At 66.9% G+C, this 14,652-nt stretch carries 17 protein-coding genes; 4 read left to right on the plus strand and 13 right to left on the minus strand.

Annotated elements, in window-relative coordinates; all coding sequences use genetic code 11:
• The 12 genes from CNE_RS21905 to CNE_RS21955 form a co-directional block, all read right to left on the minus strand.
• Nucleotides 1-588, minus strand: coding sequence for a NapC/NirT family cytochrome c (locus CNE_RS21905; RefSeq protein ID WP_041228817.1), 588 nt, complete (start codon nucleotides 586-588; stop codon nucleotides 1-3).
• 12 nt (nucleotides 589-600) lie between these two features.
• Nucleotides 601-1,089 carry a nitrate reductase cytochrome c-type subunit gene (locus tag CNE_RS21910; RefSeq protein WP_013952462.1) on the minus strand — a complete coding sequence of 163 codons (489 nt, stop codon included), beginning with the start codon at nucleotides 1,087-1,089 and terminating at the stop codon, nucleotides 601-603.
• Between the two features lie 24 nt (nucleotides 1,090-1,113).
• Nucleotides 1,114-3,609, minus strand: coding sequence for a periplasmic nitrate reductase subunit alpha (gene napA, locus CNE_RS21915; RefSeq protein ID WP_013952463.1), 2,496 nt, complete (start codon nucleotides 3,607-3,609; stop codon nucleotides 1,114-1,116).
• Nucleotides 3,606-3,944 carry a chaperone NapD gene (locus CNE_RS21920; RefSeq protein ID WP_013952464.1) on the minus strand — a complete coding sequence of 113 codons (339 nt, stop codon included), beginning with the start codon at nucleotides 3,942-3,944 and terminating at the stop codon, nucleotides 3,606-3,608. Before CNE_RS21920 ends, napA begins: the two co-directional genes overlap by 4 nt.
• 107 nt (nucleotides 3,945-4,051) lie before the next feature.
• On the minus strand, nucleotides 4,052-4,219 hold the full coding sequence (napE, locus tag CNE_RS21925; RefSeq protein WP_013952465.1) for a periplasmic nitrate reductase, NapE protein: 168 nt from the start codon (nucleotides 4,217-4,219) through the stop codon (nucleotides 4,052-4,054).
• 94 nt (nucleotides 4,220-4,313) lie between these two features.
• Nucleotides 4,314-4,724 carry a hypothetical protein gene (locus CNE_RS42170; protein WP_041228574.1) on the minus strand — a complete coding sequence of 137 codons (411 nt, stop codon included), beginning with the start codon at nucleotides 4,722-4,724 and terminating at the stop codon, nucleotides 4,314-4,316.
• Nucleotides 4,721-4,867 (minus strand): hypothetical protein, encoded by a 147-nt coding sequence (locus tag CNE_RS42175; RefSeq protein ID WP_228772517.1) that lies wholly within the window; start codon nucleotides 4,865-4,867, stop codon nucleotides 4,721-4,723. The genes CNE_RS42170 and CNE_RS42175 overlap by 4 nt, the downstream gene beginning before the upstream one ends.
• 170 nt (nucleotides 4,868-5,037) lie before the next feature.
• Nucleotides 5,038-6,255: a phosphoglycerate dehydrogenase gene (gene serA, locus CNE_RS21935; RefSeq protein ID WP_013952468.1), complete on the minus strand. Its 1,218-nt coding sequence runs from the start codon at nucleotides 6,253-6,255 to the stop codon at nucleotides 5,038-5,040.
• A gap of 110 nt (nucleotides 6,256-6,365) precedes the next feature.
• A complete protein-coding gene (locus tag CNE_RS21940; RefSeq protein ID WP_041228575.1) occupies nucleotides 6,366-6,899 on the minus strand; it encodes a hypothetical protein in 534 nt (177 codons plus the stop codon).
• Nucleotides 6,900-7,027: 128 nt separating this feature from the next.
• Nucleotides 7,028-7,222, minus strand: a complete 195-nt coding sequence (locus CNE_RS21945) for a hypothetical protein (RefSeq protein WP_013952470.1) — start codon at nucleotides 7,220-7,222, stop codon at nucleotides 7,028-7,030.
• A 108-nt stretch (nucleotides 7,223-7,330) separates the two neighbouring features.
• Nucleotides 7,331-7,999: a Vgb family protein gene (locus CNE_RS21950; protein WP_013952471.1), complete on the minus strand. Its 669-nt coding sequence runs from the start codon at nucleotides 7,997-7,999 to the stop codon at nucleotides 7,331-7,333.
• Nucleotides 8,000-8,033: 34 nt separating this feature from the next.
• The gene (locus CNE_RS21955) at nucleotides 8,034-9,254 is read right to left on the minus strand and encodes a hypothetical protein (protein ID WP_013952472.1); all 1,221 of its coding nucleotides are present in this window, start codon (nucleotides 9,252-9,254) and stop codon (nucleotides 8,034-8,036) included.
• A gap of 98 nt (nucleotides 9,255-9,352) precedes the next feature.
• On the opposite strand from CNE_RS21955, the gene CNE_RS21960 reads away from it, so the two are divergent.
• Complete coding sequence (locus CNE_RS21960; protein WP_013952473.1) at nucleotides 9,353-10,129, plus strand: DUF899 domain-containing protein; 777 nt, start codon at nucleotides 9,353-9,355, stop codon at nucleotides 10,127-10,129.
• Nucleotides 10,130-10,137: 8 nt separating this feature from the next.
• Nucleotides 10,138-10,974 carry a DUF2182 domain-containing protein gene (locus CNE_RS21965; protein WP_013952474.1) on the plus strand — a complete coding sequence of 279 codons (837 nt, stop codon included), beginning with the start codon at nucleotides 10,138-10,140 and terminating at the stop codon, nucleotides 10,972-10,974.
• A gap of 10 nt (nucleotides 10,975-10,984) precedes the next feature.
• Here the strand turns inward: CNE_RS21965 and CNE_RS21970 are convergent, their stop codons facing one another.
• Nucleotides 10,985-11,851: a LysR substrate-binding domain-containing protein gene (locus CNE_RS21970; RefSeq protein WP_041228576.1), complete on the minus strand. Its 867-nt coding sequence runs from the start codon at nucleotides 11,849-11,851 to the stop codon at nucleotides 10,985-10,987.
• Nucleotides 11,852-12,095: 244 nt separating this feature from the next.
• Between CNE_RS21970 and psrA the strand changes: the two genes are divergently transcribed.
• Nucleotides 12,096-13,187: an iron-containing alcohol dehydrogenase PsrA gene (psrA, locus tag CNE_RS21975; RefSeq protein WP_013952476.1), complete on the plus strand. Its 1,092-nt coding sequence runs from the start codon at nucleotides 12,096-12,098 to the stop codon at nucleotides 13,185-13,187.
• Nucleotides 13,188-13,264: 77 nt separating this feature from the next.
• Nucleotides 13,265-14,569 carry an MFS transporter gene (locus CNE_RS21980; RefSeq protein WP_013952477.1) on the plus strand — a complete coding sequence of 435 codons (1,305 nt, stop codon included), beginning with the start codon at nucleotides 13,265-13,267 and terminating at the stop codon, nucleotides 14,567-14,569.
• The last annotated feature ends 83 nt before the right edge of the window (nucleotides 14,570-14,652 follow it).

The raw sequence follows: 14,652 nt of genomic DNA on the forward strand, positions 1-14,652 counted from the left end.
TCATTTCTCCTCGGCCTTGGAGATGTCGGGAAGATGGTGCGCGATGCCCTTGTGGCAGTCGATGCAGGTCTTCTCCTTGTTGGCCAGGTGGGTGGAATGCATGGCCTGCGCGCGCGGGCTCTGCCGCGTGAAGTCCATCGACTGGTAGTCGTGGCAGTTGCGGCATTCCAGTGAATCATTGGCCTTGAAGCGCGCCCACTCGTGCTGCGCCAGCGTGAGCCGGTGTGCCTGGAACTTTTCGCGGGTGTCGACGGTACCGAAGATCTTGGCCCAGACCTCCTTGGACGCCTGCATCTTGCGCGCCATCTTGGTGGTCCAGTTGTGCGGCACGTGGCAGTCCGAGCATTTGGCGCGCACGCCGCTGCGGTTGGTGAAGTGGATGGTGCCCTGCAGCTCCTGGTAGACGTTGTCGCGCATCTCGTGGCAGCCGGTGCAGAACTGCTCGGTATTGGTCAGCTCCAGCGCGGTGTTGAACGCGCCCCAGAACACCACGCCGGCGACAAAGCCGCCGAGCGTCAGGAAGCCCAGGCTGAAATACGCGCTGGGCCGGTTGATGGTTCGCCAGTAACGCTTGATCAGGTCGAGCATGGCGCGCATCCGCTAGTTGGATGAGCCCTTGACGCCGGGCTTGCGCTTGAGCATCTGCTCGACGTCAACGAAGGTGTTGCCCACCAGCGGCTTGGCGTCGGCCTGCGGCACATGGCATTGCGTGCAGAAGTAACGGCGCGGCGAGACGTCGGCCAGCACGTTGTTGTCGCGGTCCATGTAGTGCGTGATGCTGACTGGGATCGCCTGGGTTTCCTCGGTGCGCGTGCGGGCGTGGCAGAACATGCAGCGGTTGAAGTCCTTGTCGACCTGGTAGCCGTCGATCTTGTGCGGGATCGTCGGCGGCTGCATGGTGTAGTTGCGGGTGCGGCGGATGTCCTTGTTCTCGGTCGGGTACATGATGGGTGCCTTGGTCTCGCTGGCGATGGGTGTGGGCCCGCGCATCGCGTCGACCAGGCCCTGGGCGTGCGCCGGCATTGCCAGCACGGCCAGCAGCAGCGCACACAGGGCCAGCAGGGGCTTCCAGGATCGGCTTGGTTTCATGGCGTCTCCCTGTTCGATTCCGGGCTAGACCTTGACGATCTTGACCGCGCACTTCTTGAAGTCCGTCTGCAGCGAGATTGGGCAGGTGGCGTCCAGCGTCACCTTGTTGATCAGCTGGCTGGCATCGAACCACGGCACGAACACCAGCCCGCGCGGCGGCGCGTCACGCCCGCGGGTCTCCACGCGCGAGCGCATGCGCCCGCGCCGCGACACCACTTCCACCTCAACGCCGCGGCGCAGACCCATTGCCTTGGCGTCTTCCGGATGCATGAACACCACCGCGTTGGGGAAGGCGCGGTACAGCTCCGGCACGCGCCGCGTCATCGAGCCGGAATGCCAGTGCTCCAGCACACGGCCGGTGGCCAGCCAGAACGGGTATTCCTTGTCGGGCGATTCGGCTGCCGGCTCGTAGGGCAGGGCGAAGATCACCGCCTTGCCGTCGGGGTTGCCGTAGAACTGGTAGCCGGTGCCGGCCTTGACGTAAGGGTCGCTGCCCTCGCGGTAGCGCCAGCGGGTCTCCTTGCCGTTGACCACCGGCCAGCGCAGCCCGCGCGCCTCATGGTAGGCGTCGAACGGGGCCAGGTCGTGGCCGTGGCCGCGGCCGAAGCTGGCGTACTCTTCAAACAGGCCTTTCTGCACATAGAAGCCGAAGGCCTTGGCCTCGGCGTTGTGGTACTCGGCGTTGACTTCCTTGAGCGGGAACTTGTCGACCTGGCCATTGCGGTAGAGCACGTCGAACAGGGTCTTGCCGCGGTACTCCGGCTTCTTCGCGATCAGCTCGGCGGGCCAGACGTCCTCGACCTTGAAGCGCTTGGAGAATTCCATCAGCTGCCACAGGTCAGAGCGCGCGTCGCCCGGCGCATCGACCAGCTGGTGCCAGAACTGCGTGCGGCGCTCGGCATTGCCGTAGGCGCCTTCCTTTTCCACCCACATCGCGCTGGGCAGGATCAGGTCGGCGGCCAGCGCGGTCACGGTGGGATAGGCATCGGACACCACCACGAAGTTCTGCGGGTTGCGGTAGCCCGGCAGGCCTTCTTCCATCAGGTTGGCGGCGGCCTGCATATTGTTGTTGACCTGCACCCAGTAGGCATTGAGCTTGCCGTCCTTGAGCATGCGGTTCTGCAGCACGGCGTGGTAGCCCGGCTTTTCGGGGATGGTGCCAGCCGGCAGCTTCCAGATGCGCTCGGCCTCTTCGCGGTGCTTGGGGTTGGTTACCACCATGTCGGCCGGCAGCCGGTGCGAGAAGGTGCCAACCTCGCGCGCAGTGCCGCACGCCGACGGCTGCCCCGTCAGCGAGAACGGGCTGTTGCCCGGCGTGGCGATCTTGCCGGTCAGCAGGTGCAGGTTGTAGACCATGTTGTTGGCCCAGCTGCCGCGCGTATGCTGGTTGAAGCCCATGGTCCACAGCGACATCACCTTGACGTTGGGGTCGGCATACAGTTCTGCCAGCTGGTCCAGCTTGGCCTTGGGCACGCCCGACAGCTTGCTGACGTAGTCGGCGTCGTACTTGGCCACGAAGCGTGCGAAGTCATCGAAGGTGATCGGGCGCGAGGCACCGGGATCGGCAGCGTTCTTGGCCGCCTTCTGCAGCGGATGTTCCGGGCGCAGGCCATAGCCGATGTCGGTCACGCCTTCCTTGAAGACCGTATGCTTGTTGACGAAGTCCTTGTTGACCTTGTTGTTCTTGATGATGTAGTGGGCGATGTAGTTCATCATCGCCAGGTCCGTCTGCGGCTTGAAGATGACCGGGATGTCGGCCAGGTCGAAGGAACGGTGCGTGAAGGTGGACAGCACCGCCACGCGCGTCTTGGGGTAGCTCAGGCGCCGGTCGGTGATGCGGGTCCACAGGATCGGGTGCATCTCGGCCATGTTCGAGCCCCACAGCACGAAGGCATCGGCGGCCTCGAAATCGTCGTAGCAGCCCATCGGCTCGTCCATGCCGAAGGTACGCATGAAGCCCTGCACTGCCGATGCCATGCAGTGGCGCGCGTTTGGGTCGATATTGTTGGAGCGGAAGCCCGCCTTGTAGAGCTTGGACGCGGCATAGCCTTCCCACACCGTCCACTGGCCGGAACCGAACATCCCCACCGCGGTCGGCCCTTTTTCCTTCAGCACGCGCTTGAACTGGCGTTCCATCTCGTCGAAGGCGCGCTCCCACGTGACCGGGGCGAATTCGCCGTTCTTGTCGTACTTGCCGTTCTTCATGCGCAAGAGCGGCTTGGTCAGCCGGTCCTGCCCGTACATGATCTTCGACAGGAAATAGCCCTTGACGCAGTTCAGACCCTTGTTGACCTCGGCCAGCGGATCGCCCTGCGTGGCCACTACCTTGTTGTCCTTGACCGCCACGGTCACGCCGCAGCCGGTGCCGCAGAAGCGGCAGGGCGCCTTGGACCACTTCAGCTTGGTCATGTCGCTGTCAGTGACAAAGTTGGCGGCCCCGGCCGGCAGCGTCACGCCGGCGACCGATGCGGTCGCGGCGACAGCGGTCTGCTTGATGAAATCACGACGAGAGATGGTCATGTGCCTGCCTCCTCGTTCATTGCCGGGTCCATCGCTTCGTGCATTGCCTCGGCGTCTTCGTTGTGCTGGTAGACGAGCGCGGCCGACAGCACGCCCTCGAGCTGGTGCAGGTACGTCAAGTGCGCGGCAATGGCGCGCGAGGTGGGCGCTTCGATGGTGACCACGAGCTTGCCGGCATCGCTGGCAGCGTGGACTTCGGCGCCGGTAATGGCTTCGATCGCGGCGCGCACCTGCGCCAGGCTGTCGGGAATGGCATGCACGACGATGCCGGCGATATGCCACTCTTCGCTCGCGGGCAGCGGCTGGATGGGGATGGCACGTCTTGCTGCGGGCATGCGCAAGCTCCGGTTCGATGCCGTTTCAGTCTGTGCTGCAGCTTGTTTTTATTTGTCAAATGCCGCCCCGGTCGCGGCAGTATTGCGCACCGGGCTTGCCGGGCCGCTCAATGCGACGGCGGACCGCTGATCAGTTGGGTCATCCAGACAATGAACCCATAGCCCGCCACGATGATGACGGAGAGTACCGGCACCATCACGGCGGTCAGGAAAAGGAAGCTGCGCAGTTCTTCTTGCTTGCGCTGCGGATCGTGGGCTTCACCGGTTTCCATCATGGCTTGAAGTAATCGGCAAAAGTGATCAGGCAAGACACCTGATGCGTTACACCATTAAAGGAAGCAGGAGCCAAGGTGTCAAGACTGCACTCGCTTATCCGTGCCCACGGCTCACGGGATCAGGCCGCGCGCGCGGCCCAGTGCCACCGCTTCTGTGCGGCTTTGCGTCGCACAGCGGTGCGCTCAGCTGGCCCAGCACGCTGGTTTCCAGCAGGAAGGCGCGGCACGCGTCGGACTGCCGCGCCAGGATGTCCTCGGCGAGGAACTCGCCCAGTTCCAGGTGGGTGCCGGAAAACGCGGTGACAAAGGCGGCGTGGTCGCTGCGCTGCTGCAGCGACAGCGCGGCCAGGCCGGCGTCCAGGTGGACCAGCAGCCGTTCCAGGTCATTGTCGCCCGCATCCAGGCGCAGCCATACCGTGGCGTGCTGCTGCGCTGCGCAGGACTCCGCGTATTGCTGCATCAGCGTGGTCTTGCCAAAGCCGGCCGCGGCCCGCACCAGGATCACGCGGGCCGCGCGGTCCGCGCCATGCGCGCGACCAGGTGCGGCCGGCCGATCGTGGCGGGGTGCGCCACGGGGGGGGCGAGCTTGGAGGCGAGCACCGTCGGCAGCGGGCCGCCGCTCACGGCGTGGTTGGCAAAGGGATGCAATGCACTCTCCTTGGGGGCGATGCCCGTCACCGCCACCCTTGCCCGCCTGCGGCGGACAGGATCATAAGTGCTGTATCGGCAATATTTCTGCGGAAGGGCGTCAGGTCGGGGCGATCTTCTTAAGGGTTATGACACTTTTGTGACAATTGACCTTGGGGGCGGCCGCTGTCCTATCGCAGGATCAGCCGCGAGCGGGCAAAGCCTGCGTGAGTGCGCAGCGCCTGCATCAACTGGTCTGACGGCACGCGGTCGAGGTCGGTGACCACATAGCCGGTGTGGCCGCGCGTCTGCAGGTGCTGGCCGGTGATATTCACGCTCTCCTGCGCCAGCAGCGTGTTCAGTGCCGCCAGGGCGCCCGGCGCATTGCCGTGCACGTTGAGCAGTCGCGCCGGCGCGTGCAGCGGGCCGGGATCGACCTCGGGGAAATTGACGGCGCCGATGGTGCCGCCGGTGGCCAGGAAGTGCGCCAGCTTGGCCGCCACTTCGGTGCCGATATTCTCCTGCGCCTCTTCGGTGCTGCCGCCCACGTGCGGGGTCAGCAGTACGTTGGGCAGGTTCTGCAGTTCGCTGACGAAGGGGTCGTTGTTGGTCTTCGGCTCCTCCGGGAACACGTCGATGGCCGCACCGCCCAGGCGCTTCTCGCGCAGCGCCGCGGCCAGCGCGGCGATGTCCACCACGCTGCCGCGCGAGGCATTGATCAGGATCGCGCCCGGCTTGCAGGCGGCCAGGATGCGCGCATCGATCATATTGCGCGTGCGCGGCGTGGCTGGCACATGCAGGGTCACCACTTCGGCCTGCGACACCGCTTCTTCCAGCGATCCCGCAGCGCGCGCAGAGCCGTGCGAGAGCCGCGCCAGCACGTCGTAGTACACCACGCGCATGCCCATCGATTCGGCCAGCACGCCCACCTGCGAGCCGATATTGCCGTAGCCGACGATGGCAATGGTCTTGCCGCGCGCCTCGAACGCGCCGGCGGCGCCCTTGGCCCACTTGCCGGCGTGTGCCAGGGTGTTCTTCTCCGGGATCCGGCGCAGCAGCATCACCGCTTCGGACACCACCAGTTCGGCCACCGAGCGGGTGTTGGAGAAGGGCGCGTTGAACACCGGGATGCCGGCGGCGGTGGCGGCTTCCAGGTCCACCTGCGAGGTGCCGATGCAAAAGCAGCCAACCGAGAGCAGCCCGGGCGCGCTGCGGATGTCGTCGGCGCGCAGGTGGGTGGCAGAGCGGATGCCGACCACGTCGTGGCTGGCCAGCACCTGGCGCAGTTCGGCACCGGCCAGGGCGCCGGTGCGGCGCTCGACCTGCAGGCCGGCTTCAGTCAGCCGGGCGTTGGCGCTCTGGTGGATGTTCTCGAGCAGGATCGCAGTGGTCACGTTCGTTTTCCGCATGGAGGGTTGGCGGCGGTTGCCGCATCGCCACCATTCTGCGCGCAAAAAGGCCCGTGGGCCGGGGAGCCCCTGCTGCCGGCAATGGCACCGGCTGCCTCGCCGGCCTCGCTTCAGCGCGAGTGGCGCGAGTCGCCGCCGAGCGGGTCGACGATGATCATGGTCTGGCGCAGCACGCCGGCGTCATCGAAGTAGCAACTGAAATGCGCGGTCTGCAAGCCAGTCTTGTACATGCGCCAGGACCAGGCTTCACGCTTCATCAGGGGGTAGTACTGGATGGGCTCGCGCGGCAGGCCAAAGCGCTCCTGCACATCCTTCTTGGTCCAGGTCCCGACCTGGGCGCGGTAGATCTCCGTCTCGGTCAGCATCTGGCGATAGTCGGTGAGCTTGCCGCCGGCGTCGAAATCAGCGGCATAGACCTCATGGCCGAGGGGCTGGCGCGACCAGATCCAGCGGGTGGTGCCGTCGGCGAGGCGGTAGGTCTCGGTGGGGGATCCGAATGTACTGCGTACGGCACTTTCAGGGCTGCCGATCATTTGCTTGCCGGTCTGTTCCGGCTGCAAGGTCGCACAGGCCCCAAGCGAGCCGAGCACGACAGCGGCAACGCACAGTTTGCCGATATACCGGAATGGCGTGCGGGATTGCATGGCGCTCTCCTGCAGGCGAGATGCCCGCATCTCGCCATTCTCCGTCCGTCAGGCCGGCCCGTGCAACACCGGCTGGCGCCAGGCGGCGCCAGCCTGGACCGGCCGCTCGGTGCGGGGCCGGCGCTGGCTCAGCAGCGGCCTTTCTTGGCCTGGCCCGGCGGGCAGAAGGACTCGTTGCCGTACGTGTCGACACGGCAGTTGCCCTTCTTTGCCTGCCCCGGCGGGCAGCCCTGGTGGCCGCTGCCGTAGTCGTCGTAGGGGGCTACCACGCAGCCGCCTAGCAGTGCGCTGCAGGCGACCAGAAGGGCCAGAGCGGATTTCATCGCATTCTCCTTGTTGTGGGGGATTCCGTTTGCGACAGGAGAATAGATGGTGGCAGCGCCTTTGTCTGTAAGGAATAGTGAACGTTGTCCGCTCAGCGTGAATGCCGGCTACTTGCCCGCGGCGTCGGCGGGGCGCTTCCCGGCTGGCCTGGGCCGGCGCACCGCGCGGATCTTGCCGCTGTTGCCGCCGCCGCAGAAGAACTGGTCGCCACCGTCGGACTCCAGCCCCGACACGCCCGCGCCGGCCGGCATGGTGACCGATTCCAGCACCGCGCCCGATTGCGGGTCGATGTGCCGCAGCTCGCTCTGGTCGCCTTCCCAGGTGCCGTGCCAGAGCTCGGCATCGACCCAGGTGACGCCGGTGACAAAGCGGTCGGACGTGATGGTGCGCAGGATCGCCCCCGTCTGCGGATCGACCTGGTGGATCTTCCGCTCCCGGTACTGGCCCACCCACAACGTGCCTTCGGCCCAGGCAAGCCCCGAGTCGCCGCCGCCGCCCGGAGCAGGGATCGTGGCCAGCACGCGGCCGCTTTGCGGATCGATCTTCTGGATGCGGTCTTCGGCAATCTGGTACAGGTGCTGGCCGTCGAAAGCCGTTCCGGCATGGGCGGCGACATCGAGCGAGCGCAAGGTCCTGCCGGTGAGCGGGTCCAGGGCATTGAGCTTGTCTCCGCTGGCAAACCAGACCCGCTGGCCGTCATAGCTGACACCATGGACGTTCTCGACCCCGGGGAAGGGACCATACTCGCGAAGCACTTCGGCTTGTGATCGTTTCATGCTGTCATCCTGGTGGCTTGGGGATGGCTACATGCTAGTCAATCGGCAGCGGCGAGGGGAGTAACAAGGCCGTCGTGAATCCCGGCACCGGCGGCGTCATCCAGCGGCGCGCGCGCCCGTGGCCAAGGGACTGGATCTTGCCCGCGGCCGCCAGCGTTTCCAGTGCCCGTTGCACCGAGCGCTGGCTGGCACCCAGCGCCAGCGCGAGGGCAGAGCTGGACCATGACTCGCCATCGGCCAGCAAGGCGAGCACCGCCGCGTGCTTCTCTTCCACCGGCCGCGCCAGCACCACCACCTCGCGCGCGCGGTCCGGCACCAGCGCGAAGCCGCGCCCGGTTGCGGTGACGCCGGCAAATGCGCCAAGCACCGCGCGCAGCCGCCCGATCTCGACACGCAGCCGCGCGCGGTGCGAAGCATCGGCATGCCTGGTGCGGAAGGCGTGCGCAATCAGCGTGTCCCGGGGCACGTCGGCGGGCCAGGCTTCGGCCAGCGCGCGCGCCAGCGTGAACAACACCGGCCGCCTGGCGAGCGAGACCGTGGTGCCAGCGCAGCGCACGGCATAGCGACACGCATCCACGACCAGCGCTTTCGACGCCAGCAGCGCTTCGACTTCCTCGAGCAGCAGCGGCCGTTCCTCGCCGCGCGCGATGCGGCGTGCCGCGGGGCTGTGCAGCGCCTGGGCCGCGCTTTCGACCTCGGCGCGCAAGGATGGGATGCCGGCGCGCTGCGCCGCGCGCGCGGCCTGTGCCAGTGCGGTGCGCGCCGGCCGGGTCTGCACGCGCCGTATCGCAATGCCCGCCACGATCAGGGCATGGGTTGTGCGCAACGCGGGCGGGAAGGGGGCGGGGTCAAGCCCGGCAAGCGCCTGCTCGGCTTCGTCGATGCGGCCGATCAGCAGCAGCCGGCGGATCGCCAGATAGCGCGCATGGGCGGCGTTGACCCAGTCGCCGTGCGCTTCAAGGGTGGCGCGCGCGCTGTCCAGCGTCTTTGCGGGCCAGCCCAGGTCACGCGAGACAAAGGCGATCTCCGTTTCGGCCACCACGCACCTGGCGCGCGCTACGGCTTCGCGCGGACCGAAGGCGCGCGCCGCGCTGCGCAACAGTGCCCGGGCGCGGATGAAGTCGCCAAGCTGCGCCATGGCGATGCCGCGCAGCGCCAGCGCCGGCGGATCATCGCGCAGCGCAACCCGGTTCAGCGCGCCAAGCGGATCACCCGCGGCGAGCGCGAGCGCCGCGGCGGCAATGCGTGAGTCCATCCGAATCCCGCCAGAAATCCCGCCACACTTGTCACTCCCACCGTTGGAAGCCGGCGCCTAATCTAGCACACGAACACCAACCAACGGAGGGATGCGCGATGACCACACACAGCACCGGAACCCGTGAAGCATGGCTGGCCGCGCGGCGTAAACTGCTCGAGGCCGAGAAGGATCTCACCCGACGCAGCGATGAACTGGCACGGCAGCGCCAGGCGTTGCCGTGGGTTCGAATCGACAAGCCCTACCGGTTCGAGACCGCGGCCGGCAGCGCCTCGCTGGCAGACTTGTTCCAGGGACGTTCGCAACTGCTGGTCTACCACTTCATGTTCGGCCCGGACTACCAGGCCGGGTGCCCGTCCTGCTCCGCGATTGCGGACGGGTTTGACGGCTTTGCCGTCCATCTGGCGCATCACGATGTCACGCTGGCCGCGGTGTCGCGGGCACCGTTGGCGAAATTGCTGGCGTACCAGCGGCGCATGGGCTGGACCTTCCCGTGGGCGTCTTCGCAGGGCAGCGACTTCAACACGGACTTCAACGTCTGGTTCAGCGAAGCGCAACAACGCCAGGGCGATATCGACTACAACTACCGGCGCGAGGCGGCATTCGCCTGGCGCCCCGAGTTGGAGGCCGGCGGCGCTGCGGCCGAGGCCCGCTTTGCTGCCATGTGCGGCACCGATGCCGCGACGTACCAGCGCGACCGGCCGGGCATGAGCGCCTTCGCACTGGAAGATGGCGTTGTGTACCACACCTATTCCACCTACGCGCGCGGGCTGGATGGCCTGTGGGGCATGTACCAGTGGCTGGATCGCGCGCCGCGCGGACGCAACGAGGCCGGGGTCTGGTGGCGCCGCCACGATGAGTACGAGCCGGGCTGAGGCAGGTCGTGTCCAGCGTACTCACCGCGCACAGGCCGGCGCGCTCACGCAGCGCCGGCCCGCGCCTTGCCTTCTTTGGCATCCTTGCCGTGCTATTCATCGCCGGCGTGGCGGCGACACTCGCCTGGCATGCGTCCATGCCCGCAATGGGCGCGATGCCGATGCCAGGCGGCTGGACCATGTCAATGGCGTGGATGCGGATGTGCGGCCAGACCTGGGGCCGCACGGCAATGGCCTTCCTCGGCATGTGGATCGCCATGATGGTGCCGATGATGCTGCCCTCGCTGGCACCGATGCTGTGGCGCTACCGCCAGGCGCTGGCGGCGGCAGGGCAGGTGCGCCCGGGCATGTCGACGGTATTGGCGGGCGCCGGCTACTTCTTCGTGTGGGGCATGGTGGGCCTCGCCGTTTTCCCGGTTGGCGCTGCGCTGGCAGCAATCGCCACGCAGGCGCAGGGCCTGGCGCGCGCGGCGCCGCTCGCTGCTGCGGTGGTCTTGATGATGGCAGGCGTGCTGCAGTTCGCCGCGTGGAAAGCACGGCAGCTTGCCTACTGCACCAGCGCAGCGGGCCGCACGCGCGCACTGCCGGCGGATGCCGGCTCGGCGTGGCGCCATGGCCTGCGGCTGGGCCTGCACTGCATCCGGTGCTGTGCGGGCCTGACCGCGGCATGGCTCGTCATGGGCGTGATGGACCTGCGCGTGATGGCAGCGGTGACATTGGCGATGACGCTCGAACGATGGATGCCCGCGGGTGCGCGCGTGACCAGGCTTGCGGTACGGCTTACCGGGGCCGTCCTGGTCGGCGTGGGCGTGGCTACGCTGGTACAGGCAGGTTGGGGCGGATGACGGGGTGGTGCTAGCCCAGCGCGACCGCGAACAGCGCCGCAATCAGCGGCCGCTCCTTGCGCACCTCCAGGCAGCACAGCGAATAGTCGATCGACAGCAGCGGCTCGTCGACCGGCACCACCTGCAGGCCCGGCAGCGGGATGCATTCGATCTGCGTGACGAAGCTGATGCCCATGCCATTGGCCACCGCATGCAGGATGGCCTCGCGGCTGTTGATCTCCATCACGCAGTTCAGCGCTACGCCATGCTGTGCGCACGCGCGTTCAACCCGGAGCCGGGTCTTCGATCCCGGCTCGCGCACGATCACAGCTTCGCCGGCGACGTCTTGCACCGTGATCGAAGGGCGCGCGGCCAGCGGATGGCCGGCCGGCATCACGGCAACGATGCGCTCGCGGCGATAGGGCGTGATGTGCAGGCCCTCGACGGGATCGGGTTCCGCCAGGATGCCGACGTCGATGTCGAAATCCTGCAACCCGTGCAGCACCGATGCCTCTGAGCCGATGGTGACCGTCAGTTCCAGCGAAGCATGCGCGGTGCGGAAGCTTCGCGCCAGCCCCAGCGCGATCGGCGGCGACACCGCGCCCACGCGCACCAGCCCGGTCTTGAGCTTGTGCGCGCTGTGCAGGAACTGCATGGCCTCTTCTTCCTGCCCGAACAATCCCTGGGTGATGGCGTAGAGCCGCTCGCCGGTGTCAGTCAGGCGCACGGTGCGGCCCGCGCGCAGGAACAGCTCCACGCCGAAACGCGTCTCCAGCGCCTTGACCTGGTCGGTCACGGTCGGCTGCCCAATATGCAGGTATTGCGCCGCGGCAGTGAAGCCGCCCGTCCGGGCGACCGCGTGGAAGCAGCGGATCGACTTGTAGTACTGGTGGAACATGGGGTCTCGATGGGGGCTGACCGCCATTCAGCGCGGCGTGTGCGGCGAGTCTCCCACAGACGCGTGCCGATGCGTACAGGGTTTCCCCGAGGCCGGCAGCGTCCCGGCGATCCATCGGTTTTGGCGCACCTCGCCGTCAAAGATGCGATTGGACCGGGGGGTTGGCGTCTCCCACACTTCAGGCACCAGGGAACGCGGCACAAGCCGCCGTCCAGGCTACCCAGGAATGAAGTGAGGAGACCCCATGATCCATGCCTACCACAACCCCGTGTCGATCCATTGCGGGGCTGGCAGTCTTGACCAGCTTCCGGCCTTGCTGCACGGCCGGCGCGTCGTCGTCGTGACCTTTCCCGAAGCGCGCGCGCTGGGACTGGTGGCGCGGCTTGAAGCCCTGCTGGGCGCAGACCTTGTCGGGATGATCGAAGACGTGCGGCCGAACCCGGATGTCGCCCAGTTGTCCGGCCTGTACGACCGCTTCTGGGAACATGCCGACGCCTGCGACGCCATCGTTGCAGTCGGCGGCGGCAGCGCCATCGATACCGCCAAGGCGCTGATGGTAGGGACCAGGACGGGGCGGTTCGATTCGCTGATCAGCCTGCTGGCAGCGGGAAAGCCGTTCACGCCGGCGCAGGTCAAGCCGCTGATCGCGGTGCCGACCACGGCCGGCACGGGCAGCGAAGTGACGCCCTGGGCGACTATCTGGGACGCCGCGAAGCAGAAGAAGTACTCGCTTCACCTGGAGGCAACCTGGCCCGAAGCGGCCATCGTGGACGCGGAGCTGATGATGTCCGTGCCGCGGGGCACCACGATCTCCACCGGGCTTGATGCCCTGTCGCACGCGCTGGAATCGATCTGGAACGTCAACGCCAACCCGATTTCCGACACCTTCGCGATTTCGGCGGTGGAGGACATCTTCGACACCTTGCCGGAACTGGTGCGCAACCTGGACGACATTGCCTTGCGTGAGCGCATGGCGCTGGCCGCCCTCAAGGCCGGACTGGCGTTCTCCAATACCAAGACGGCCCTTGCGCACTCCATCTCCTACGAAATGACGCTGCGCCATGGCCTGCCGCACGGCATCGCGTGCTCGTTCACGCTGCCGATGGTGCTGGAAAAAGCCTGGGCACGCCGCCCCGACCGCGACCGCACGCTGCAACGCTTGTTCGGGCCGGTGCTGGACCACGGGCAGCAACGGCTGCGCGCCTTCCTGCAGGGCCTGGGCGTGAAGACCGAGTTTGCCGACTACGGCGTCACCGACGACGAGGCCGGCGCCATGATCACACGTGCGCTGGACGGCGCCCGGGGCAAGAACTTTATCGGCGCCGTGTCTGCCTAGCGGCACGACCCCGGCCGACGGTACCGCCGGCCAACACGAGCCCGCAATACGGGCCGACAATACAAGAGGAGACAAAAATGGAAACTGCCGATCGCATCCAGGCAGGGGCGTTCGTCGCCCCGGCCGAGCTATCGTTCCGGCGAGCACAGTGGCGTATGCTGCTGGCCGCGATGTTCTGCTACTTCTTCTTCTACACGGGGCGGCAGACCTTTGGCTTCGCCATTCCCGGCATCCAGCAGGAATTCGGGCTTTCCAAGGAGACGCTGGGATGGGCCTCGACCTGCCTGCTGTGGTGCTACGCCATCGGGCAGGCCATCAACGGCAACCTGGGCGACAAGTTCGGCGGCCGCCGCGTGATGACCGCCGGCGCGATCCTGTCGTGCGCGGCCAACTGGGTGGTCAGCTTTGCCGTGGGCTTCAAGACCCTGGCGATTCCATGGGGCATCAACGGCTACTTCCAGGCGCTCGGCTGGGCGCCCGGCAGCCGGCTGCTGTCGAACTGGTGGGGCGCCGGCGAACGCGGCAAGGTCTACGGCTTCTATGTGTTCGCGGCTGGCTGCGCTTCGGTACTGTCGTTCGTCACCTCGATCGTGGTTGTGAATATCCTGCACCTGGACTGGCGCTGGATCTTCCGCCTGCCGGTGCTGCTGATGCTGGTGGGTGGCATCACCTTCTTCCTGATCGTGCGCGAGCGTCCGGAAGACCTGGGCTTCAGGTCGCCCGACACCGGCGCCGCCAAGGCCGACGATGCGGACAAGGCCGCGGCGGTCGAAACCGACGCCAATGAAAGCTCCTGGTCACGCTACAAGGCCGTGCTGTGCAACCCGCGCCTGCTGATCGCGGGCCTGTCGATCGGCTTCCAGAACGCCGCGCGCTATGGCCTGATCGTCTGGGTACCGGTCCACTTCCTGGGCAAGAACTGGAAGAGCGCCGAGACGCTGATCGACCCGGCGTGGATCTCGGTGGCACTGCCGGTAGGCATGGCGTTCGGCGCGCTGAGCAACGGCTGGATTTCCGACCGCCTGTTCGGCTCCAGCCGCAGCAAGGCCATCATGCTGTACATGGTGCTGGGTGCGGTGGCGTCAATGGTCATGTACAAGCTGCCCACGGGCATGGGCGCCATCGTCGCGCTATTCCTTGCCGGCTTCTTCGTCTACGGCCCCGCGTCGTCGTTCTGGGCGCTGTGCCCGGACCTGGTTGGCGCCAAGCGGGCCGGCACCGCTACCGGCATCCTCAATTTCTTCTCCTACCTGCTCGCCGGCCTGGGCGAACCCCTGATCGGCCGCATGCTGGATCACTCGGGCAATACCTCGCTGGTGTTCCCGATCGTGGCAACCAGCTGCATCATCAGCGCCGTGATCGCGGCCTTCATTCGCCGCTGAGTGCGCCGGGCCGGCACGATGCCGGCCCGCCCGCCACGGCTGCAACCCGTTCCCCACACTGCACAAGACCCGAGAGGGCAAGC

The sequence above is a fragment of the Cupriavidus necator N-1 genome, assembly GCF_000219215.1.
Classification (GTDB): domain Bacteria; phylum Pseudomonadota; class Gammaproteobacteria; order Burkholderiales; family Burkholderiaceae; genus Cupriavidus; species Cupriavidus necator.

Coding starts and splice junctions, on each gene's coding strand:
- CNE_RS21980 (WP_013952477.1), top strand. CDS start 13,265: ATGGAAACTGCCGATCGCATCCAGGCAGGGGCGTTCGTCGCCCCGGCC.
- CNE_RS21940 (WP_041228575.1), bottom strand. CDS start 6,899: ATGCAATCCCGCACGCCATTCCGGTATATCGGCAAACTGTGCGTTGCC.
- CNE_RS21910 (WP_013952462.1), bottom strand. CDS start 1,089: ATGAAACCAAGCCGATCCTGGAAGCCCCTGCTGGCCCTGTGTGCGCTG.
- napE (WP_013952465.1), bottom strand. CDS start 4,219: ATGATGGAAACCGGTGAAGCCCACGATCCGCAGCGCAAGCAAGAAGAA.
- CNE_RS21955 (WP_013952472.1), bottom strand. CDS start 9,254: ATGGACTCACGCATTGCCGCCGCGGCGCTCGCGCTCGCCGCGGGTGAT.
- CNE_RS21950 (WP_013952471.1), bottom strand. CDS start 7,999: ATGAAACGATCACAAGCCGAAGTGCTTCGCGAGTATGGTCCCTTCCCC.
- CNE_RS21945 (WP_013952470.1), bottom strand. CDS start 7,222: ATGAAATCCGCTCTGGCCCTTCTGGTCGCCTGCAGCGCACTGCTAGGC.
- psrA (WP_013952476.1), top strand. CDS start 12,096: ATGATCCATGCCTACCACAACCCCGTGTCGATCCATTGCGGGGCTGGC.
- CNE_RS21905 (WP_041228817.1), bottom strand. CDS start 588: ATGCTCGACCTGATCAAGCGTTACTGGCGAACCATCAACCGGCCCAGC.
- CNE_RS21920 (WP_013952464.1), bottom strand. CDS start 3,944: ATGCCCGCAGCAAGACGTGCCATCCCCATCCAGCCGCTGCCCGCGAGC.
- napA (WP_013952463.1), bottom strand. CDS start 3,609: ATGACCATCTCTCGTCGTGATTTCATCAAGCAGACCGCTGTCGCCGCG.
- CNE_RS21960 (WP_013952473.1), top strand. CDS start 9,353: ATGACCACACACAGCACCGGAACCCGTGAAGCATGGCTGGCCGCGCGG.
- serA (WP_013952468.1), bottom strand. CDS start 6,255: ATGCGGAAAACGAACGTGACCACTGCGATCCTGCTCGAGAACATCCAC.
- CNE_RS21970 (WP_041228576.1), bottom strand. CDS start 11,851: ATGTTCCACCAGTACTACAAGTCGATCCGCTGCTTCCACGCGGTCGCC.